The sequence below is a fragment of the Vibrio profundi genome (assembly GCF_043642225.1).
GTDB lineage: Bacteria > Pseudomonadota > Gammaproteobacteria > Enterobacterales > Vibrionaceae > Vibrio > Vibrio profundi_A.
In genome coordinates this window covers 184,834-191,390 of sequence record NZ_JBHZSF010000009.1, presented here as the reverse complement: position 1 = coordinate 191,390, position 6,557 = coordinate 184,834, and the positions used below count along the sequence as shown (strand labels likewise).

Below are 6,557 nucleotides of genomic sequence, written 5' to 3'. Positions count from 1 at the left end.
TTTAGTTGTTTGACGCACTAATTATGGCTCTGGCTTTTAGCTAACCCACGATATTGGAGGCTAGCACCTCGTGGGGGTCATTATGTCTAGCTGTTTTAGGAGCAAATAATGATACCTGATGAGAATGTAGTTTTTGAAAATGAATATTGGGTAGTTAATCATAGGATGAACACTACTTATCCAGGTTATTTGATGGTTGCTTCAAAGTCAGAATCAACTGAACTATTGGATTTATGTGATAAATCATTAGCTTCGTTGGGACTGGTGTTAGCAAAAGTTGAAGGGTTACTTCAAACCACTTTTTCTCCTCAAAAGGTAATATTCTCCAAACTTGGTTTCTCGAAGGGCTTCAATTGTCATTTCCATGCAGTCCCAGTTAGTGAAAAAGTAATTGAGGAGATCTGTCGGAGTTCGAGTTATACATTTGATGAACCTGACGGCAATGATGTGATGTTGTTTATAAATCGAGAGTATTGCGAGGATCAGGATCCAGAAAAAGTTAAGGTAGTTGTTAGTGAGTCAGTTACGAGACTTCGGCCCAACAGCTAACTGTTTAAGAGTGATTCCCAACGCTTGGCGATTTCACTTCCAGTTGGGTTAAGTGTCTAAGGTACAATGGTTTAGGTTTGGTGGTTAGCGTTGTTCACCACTTAACGCGGCGTTATATGCACGGGAGAGTTCAGTGGAAGAAAGAATCCGGAAAAGGGAAGTAAAAGTCTGCCCTGTAGTGCTCAGAAAGTCAGGAAACTATCGTGAGTTACTGTTGTTTGAACATCCATTAGCTGAGGTTCAACTTGTTAAAGGAACACTAGAGCCGTCGGATATTTCTATCGAAAGTGCCGCTTTGAGAGAGCTAGAAGAAGAATCTGGGTTATCTAGTGTATCAAGTGCTCACTATCTCGACTGCTGGGAAAGTGGTTTTCAAAATCAACTGTGGCATTTTGTGCTTTGCGAAATAGACCAAGAACTACCGAATAGCTGGAGTTTCTTTACTCAAGATGACGGTGGGCATGAGTTTAATTTCTTCTGGCATAAAGTAGGAAGTAAGCCCGATTTTAAGTGTCATAAAGTATTCTTTGACGCCATTAAGCAAGTCGAAATTCTGTGCACATAACAAGAGACTATGGCGTCAATAGTTAATTTTTGGCGCTATTCTTATCCCACATAACACCGTCTCTTAGCATAGAATTTAGTATCACAACCATCTTTCTCATACAGGCAACGATTGCTACTTTTTTGGGTTTACCTGCCGCAAGTAATCGTTCATAAGTCGCCTTAAAAACAGGGTTACATTGGATGGCTGACATCATAGCCATATACATAACGGTTCTAACTTGAGCTCGCCCTCCTTGTATCATCCGCTTGCCTTTAAAGCGTCCACTTTCTCTTGTTATCGGTGCGACGCCAATGAGAGAAGAAGCTTGTTTATTCGTGATAAGACCCAGCTCGGGCACATTACTAATTAAGGAGGCTGCAAGGACTTTACCAACGCCAGGCATGCTTTGAAGAACTGTATTTTTGGTTTGATACTCAGGGCAGCTATCAATCAGTTTCGCTATCTTTGCTTCTACTTTTTCAATCTCATTTTTTAAAGCGGTAAGAATGGGAGAAATAGTGGATGCGATATTCTTTGGTAGTATTTGTAGTCGGTTTCTTTCCATGGTTTGCATAGCGAGTAGTTGATTACGTCTTGTGACTAAGTCACAAGACGTATGTTTTCACTTTTTAGCTTGGTGAGTTCGGGTTGAACTCGTTCGGCATAATGTGCGATGAGTGCGGCATCTAAGCGGTCGTTTTTAGCGCGTTGACCAATAGCACCAGCGAACTTTTTAATGCGCAGCGGGTTGGCAACAACGTAAGGTAATTTGGCGTTATCACAGGCGAGTATGAAGGGCATTTCTAATCGACCTGTCGCTTCGATAACGACGCGTTGAGGTTTGTGTCTCTTAATGGTTTTGATGGCATCGTGGATGCCTTTTTCGGTGTTCGGGACGGTGAAGTAAATGTCGAGAGGGCGGATATAGATGTCTAATTGTGACTTACCCGTATCAACGCCGACATTAATGTTTTGAAGTGTGTTTGTATTCATAATAAGCTAACTCTTGCTTGCAAATGCGGGCTCGAGACCCAGAAGACTATTCGAGTGTGGTGCTTGGAGTTCTATCTGGCGTTCGTACTTGTTACCGGTCTCTCAATAGAGGAGCCATCGTTTAATCGAACTACCAGATAGAAGAACTTTAGTTGCAGCTAAAGTCTGGGGCTCACTTTACCCGATTGAAGTGTTTATTATCCATACAAGCATTTAAGATGGCCAACCTGTGGCATTTTTGGTTCGGTTTGGCATTTGTGATTACGGTGGCCTGTTTGAGTGCGGTGCAATTGGCAGCAAGTTAAGCGGGCGTTAGCTTGCTACAAAGAATCGGGAAGTATTGAGGAAGGTATGAAAGTAGATATTAGACAAGCAAAGGAAAACGAACTTGGGCCTCTCCACTCTTTAGTCATTTCAAATGATGAATGGATGAAGTTCAATGGCCCTTACTTTCCCTATTCTCACCCATCATTAGAACAGTTTGAAAGTTCTTCATTTCAGCGTTTATTGGCTGGCTCAGACTTACAATTAATCACCGTTGACGATATTCCTGTTGGTACGGTTAGTTGCTACTGGGAGTGCCAAGAAACTCGTTGGCTAGAGGCTGGAGTAGTCATTTACGATGCACAGTATTGGGGTAAGGGTATTGCTGCACTTGCTTTACCTTTATGGGTATCGCATTTGTTCGAAACTAAAGAAATTGAGAGGGTTGGTTTAACTACTTGGTCGGGTAATCCTCGAATGATGTCTTTGGCCTTGAAAATAGGTTTTCAGCAAGAGGCACGGCTGAGAAAAGTTCGTTACTACGAAGGTGAGTATTATGACTCCGTCAAATATGGGGTATTACGGTCGGAGTGGTCAGAACGCAACTCATAATAAATTGAAATAGAATATCAACACTTGGCATTTTGGGTTTGGCTTAGTTGTGCGATTAAGGTGTGATACGGTGGTTTTTGTATTGCGTTGCTTACCACTTAAGCGGACGTTATGTTTTAGGAGGGAGCTTGGAAATTAGAAAATTAACTTCAACGGACTGGTGTAAGTATAAGGCACTTAGATTACTCAGCCTTAAAGAATCGCCCCAGTCATTTGAAAACGGAATGGATGATGAACTCCCTTTAACCGATGAGCAATGGAAAGTGAGAGTTACCCCATCGAATGAATCATTTATTGTTGGGACTTTTGTAAACGGTGAATTGGTCGCTATAGCTGGTTTCTCACGAGGACACAAAAAGAAAACTAGCCACAAATCTTATCTTTGGGGTGTGTTCGTTGACTTGTCATATCGCGGGAAGGGTATGGCTACTGATTTACTTCAGTTTATCTTAAGTGAATTTGAAAACTTGGATGGTGTGGATCAAATTCAGCTGACAGTCGGTTCGGAAAATAAAGAAGCAATAGGGCTATATCAAAAGCTTGGCTTTAAGCATTATGGTATCGAAATAGACTCACTTCGAATAAACGGTGTCTCATATGATGAGCTTCTGATGTGCCGTTCTAGTATATAAACAGAACAAGGCCATCAAGTTTGATGCATTACACTCGGCATTTTTAGTTTGAAATTCAGTTGGCCAAGCAAGTTGAACGTGGCACACCTTTTGGCTAACGCTATGCTTTTTGGGGAGAGAATATGCAGTTTTACAAGGCAAATGAATATCAGGCAAATTGTGAAAACCTCTATCGTAAGTACGAACTTGAGATAGCCGCTTTACTTCCGGGCGCAATAATTGAGCATATTGGAGCTTCTTCTATCCCTAATGCTGTATCTAAGGGAGACCTAGACATACTTGTTGGTGTTAACGGGAGCGAGCTAGAGAATGCAGTCAAGTTACTTTCTACTTTAGGTTTCAACGAAAAATCCAATACATTAAGAACTCCAGAGCTTTGCATGATGGAAAAGAGCTCTGGTGAAGATGTCGCTTTCCAAGTCGTAGCGAATGGCTCTGAATTTGACTTCTTTGTGGGGTTTAGAGACAAGCTCCGTGAAAGCCCGGAATTAGTTCAACAATACAATGAACTCAAAATGTCTTGTACCAGTTGGTCTCACGAAGAATATCGTCGAAAAAAGTCAGCTTTTATTGAACGGGTACTAGGGGCTGTATGAGGATAAACTTAAGACTGACTTAAAAAATGCTTGGCACTTTCTTCTTCTGATGTGGTTTGTGTTGAAGGTACATTGGCTTGGACAGGGTAGTAGCGCTGCTCACTACATGATTAGGCGTTATGCACCAGAAGAAGTTTAAAGTAGAATCTGGCTGTCAATAAATCTATGGGATAAGTAGTAATGCTAGATAATGTAACGTCAAAAGCCGAGTTGTTAATGGGTATCAAACGTGCTGCTCGACGTATCCCATTCAATCCTAAAAGAGACCGTTTTAATCTGACATATAGCATTGATACATGTATCCGTAAGGACTTGAATGCTAATTTTATTAAGGTTGATGGTGAAATAGTCTCCATTGCCACCCAATACCCATATGACCATCAAGTTGAAGGGCAACTTCAATTACTGGTCGATAGTAGGACTCCTGCTTTAGTCGTGCTCGCAAGCGATAAAGACATTAGCCGTGATGATTTACCGGAGTACTTTTCAAAATCGTCTAGGTATGGAGAAATCTCGGTGAAGTCAAAATTGACTGATACGATTGACTTAGGTGACTCCATTGAAGCAAGAACCTATCAATTGGATATTTCTGGCTATCAAGCTACGGTAAGCATTCCTGTTATCCATGTTCATAATTGGCCTGATCATCATACGATTAAACCAGAATCAACACTAAAGCTGGTAAATTTAATTGAGAGTATTTCCGGACATAAGAAAGATTTCTATATCCAAAGGAAAAGTCGAGCAATTTATGACCCAGAGAAGTTAGTACCGGTTATACACTGTCGTGCTGGCGTCGGTCGAACAGGGCAAACAATAGCAGCGATGATGCTACATTCAAAACCTCATTTAAACCTAGCGACAATTACTAAGGATTTAAGAGTTTCACGCAATGATTATATGATTCAAACATTGGTTCAGATGGAGACATTAGTGCAACTAGAGGAAGATGCATAACTAGTATTCAACAAAAGCCACAACGCTTGGAAATTTTGAAACGCTTCCAAGTTAGAGGGGCGCTATTGGTGTATTCTTTACCTCAAAATAGGAGGTTGGGAATGAGCTATGAGAACAAGCTTGGGCGTGCCTTTAAAGAGCTAGAAGCCGCAAATATATGGAAGTGTAACTACGATCCACCGCTGCATAAGTGGTTAAGAAGGGCAGGGTTGAAATTTCGACCTCCATTTTACGTCTCTTTCGCACGTAACCTGCTGATTCGATTCTTTGAGTTTTTCGTATTTTATCTTCTAATTCTTTCATTGCTTAGAGTCGAATCGACCATTTCAAACTTGTTTTATGAATCCATAATCACAAGTGTATTTTACTCATTGGCAATGTGTTCTTACTATCGATGGACTTTTCGGCGGTGTGAATTCACTTGCTGGGAAAAGCTTTAGAAAACTGTTGAACCTAGTGATAGATGAATACAGGGAATTATTAGATGGAATTAAAATGTCACTGCGGAAACGTTAGTTTAGTGCTGCGATCGCTGCCGGAAGAAGTCGGGGAGTGTAACTGTTCTATTTGTCGTCGCTATGCTGCAGCTTGGGGGTACTTTTCGCCAGAGTCAGTTCAAATTACTATGATTGAGAAAACGGCTTTCTATTGTTGGGGAGACAAAGAAGTAGAGTTTCATCGTTGTAACTCATGTGGCTGCCTAACGCATTACAGAACAACACAGAAGTGCTCCGAAGATATCTTGGCGGTCAATATGAGAATGGCTGATTGTGAAGTGCTTACCGGTATTCCCGTTCGTAAGATCGATGGTGCATCGTTCTAATTCACCTATCTAGCCATATAAAGATCAATGGTTCAGGCTTGGAGTTTGGGTGTTAGGTTCTAAAAGGGAATTATGAAGATCAATATCAGAAGTGCCACCATCAACGATGTCCAGCCAATAGCTATGGTTCACGTGGCTTCTTGGGCTGAAGCTTATGATGGTTTGCTGCCTAAATCGTTTATTGAAAGCTACAATATGGAACGTCGGCAAAAGTTATGGACTAACACCCTAGCGAATAATCTAGCCGATGTTCTTGTCGCAGAGTGTGGTAATGAAATCGTTGGGTTCTTAAGCTATCGAGCGCCAAGAGGTGACCAAACGGGTCATTCTATCGAATTAAATTCCCTTTATATTAAATCTGAGTTTTATAGTCTCGGAATAGGACGCCGTTTATTGGATAATTTTGAGAAACGTATCTCTAATAGCTCTTACGAACAGGTAGTATTATGGGTGTTAGATACGAATCAAAGAGCTTTAAATTTTTATCGCAAACATGGGTTTAGCGAAACGGGGCTTAAAGGCAAAGAGCGTCTTGATGGGGCTGTTTTAAATGACATTCAAATGGCAAAATCGATATAAATCTA

9 protein-coding genes and 1 pseudogene are annotated in these 6,557 nt (G+C 41.1%); 9 read left to right on the top strand and 1 reads right to left on the bottom strand.

Annotated features, from left to right (window positions below; translation table 11 throughout):
• Window positions 1-108: 108 nt before the first annotated feature.
• A complete protein-coding gene (locus ACHUFI_RS15025; RefSeq protein ID WP_394250500.1) occupies window positions 109-549 on the top strand; it encodes an HIT family protein in 441 nt (146 codons plus the stop codon).
• Window positions 550-682: 133 nt separating this feature from the next.
• Window positions 683-1,114 (top strand): NUDIX hydrolase, encoded by a 432-nt coding sequence (locus ACHUFI_RS15020; protein ID WP_394250498.1) that lies wholly within the window; start codon window positions 683-685, stop codon window positions 1,112-1,114.
• Between the two features lie 22 nt (window positions 1,115-1,136).
• Here ACHUFI_RS15020 and ACHUFI_RS15015 read toward each other — a convergent pair.
• Window positions 1,137-2,089, bottom strand: a pseudogene (locus tag ACHUFI_RS15015) (IS110 family RNA-guided transposase).
• Window positions 2,090-2,440: 351 nt separating this feature from the next.
• Here ACHUFI_RS15015 and ACHUFI_RS15010 point away from each other — a divergent pair.
• From ACHUFI_RS15010 to ACHUFI_RS14980, 7 genes are all read left to right on the top strand, one after another.
• Window positions 2,441-2,965 (top strand): GNAT family N-acetyltransferase, encoded by a 525-nt coding sequence (locus tag ACHUFI_RS15010; RefSeq protein ID WP_394250496.1) that lies wholly within the window; start codon window positions 2,441-2,443, stop codon window positions 2,963-2,965.
• Between the two features lie 128 nt (window positions 2,966-3,093).
• A complete protein-coding gene (locus ACHUFI_RS15005) occupies window positions 3,094-3,597 on the top strand; it encodes a GNAT family N-acetyltransferase (RefSeq protein ID WP_394250494.1) in 504 nt (167 codons plus the stop codon).
• A gap of 122 nt (window positions 3,598-3,719) precedes the next feature.
• On the top strand, window positions 3,720-4,193 hold the full coding sequence (locus ACHUFI_RS15000; RefSeq protein ID WP_394250492.1) for a GrpB family protein: 474 nt from the start codon (window positions 3,720-3,722) through the stop codon (window positions 4,191-4,193).
• A gap of 180 nt (window positions 4,194-4,373) precedes the next feature.
• Entirely contained in the window at window positions 4,374-5,150 is a 777-nt protein-coding gene (locus tag ACHUFI_RS14995) for a protein-tyrosine phosphatase family protein (protein WP_394250490.1), read from the top strand.
• 101 nt (window positions 5,151-5,251) lie between these two features.
• Window positions 5,252-5,590 (top strand): DUF6404 family protein, encoded by a 339-nt coding sequence (locus ACHUFI_RS14990; protein ID WP_394250488.1) that lies wholly within the window; start codon window positions 5,252-5,254, stop codon window positions 5,588-5,590.
• Between the two features lie 44 nt (window positions 5,591-5,634).
• Window positions 5,635-5,973, top strand: a complete 339-nt coding sequence (locus ACHUFI_RS14985) for a GFA family protein (RefSeq protein ID WP_394250486.1) — start codon at window positions 5,635-5,637, stop codon at window positions 5,971-5,973.
• A gap of 72 nt (window positions 5,974-6,045) precedes the next feature.
• Entirely contained in the window at window positions 6,046-6,552 is a 507-nt protein-coding gene (locus ACHUFI_RS14980) for a GNAT family N-acetyltransferase (RefSeq protein WP_394250484.1), read from the top strand.
• The last annotated feature ends 5 nt before the right edge of the window (window positions 6,553-6,557 follow it).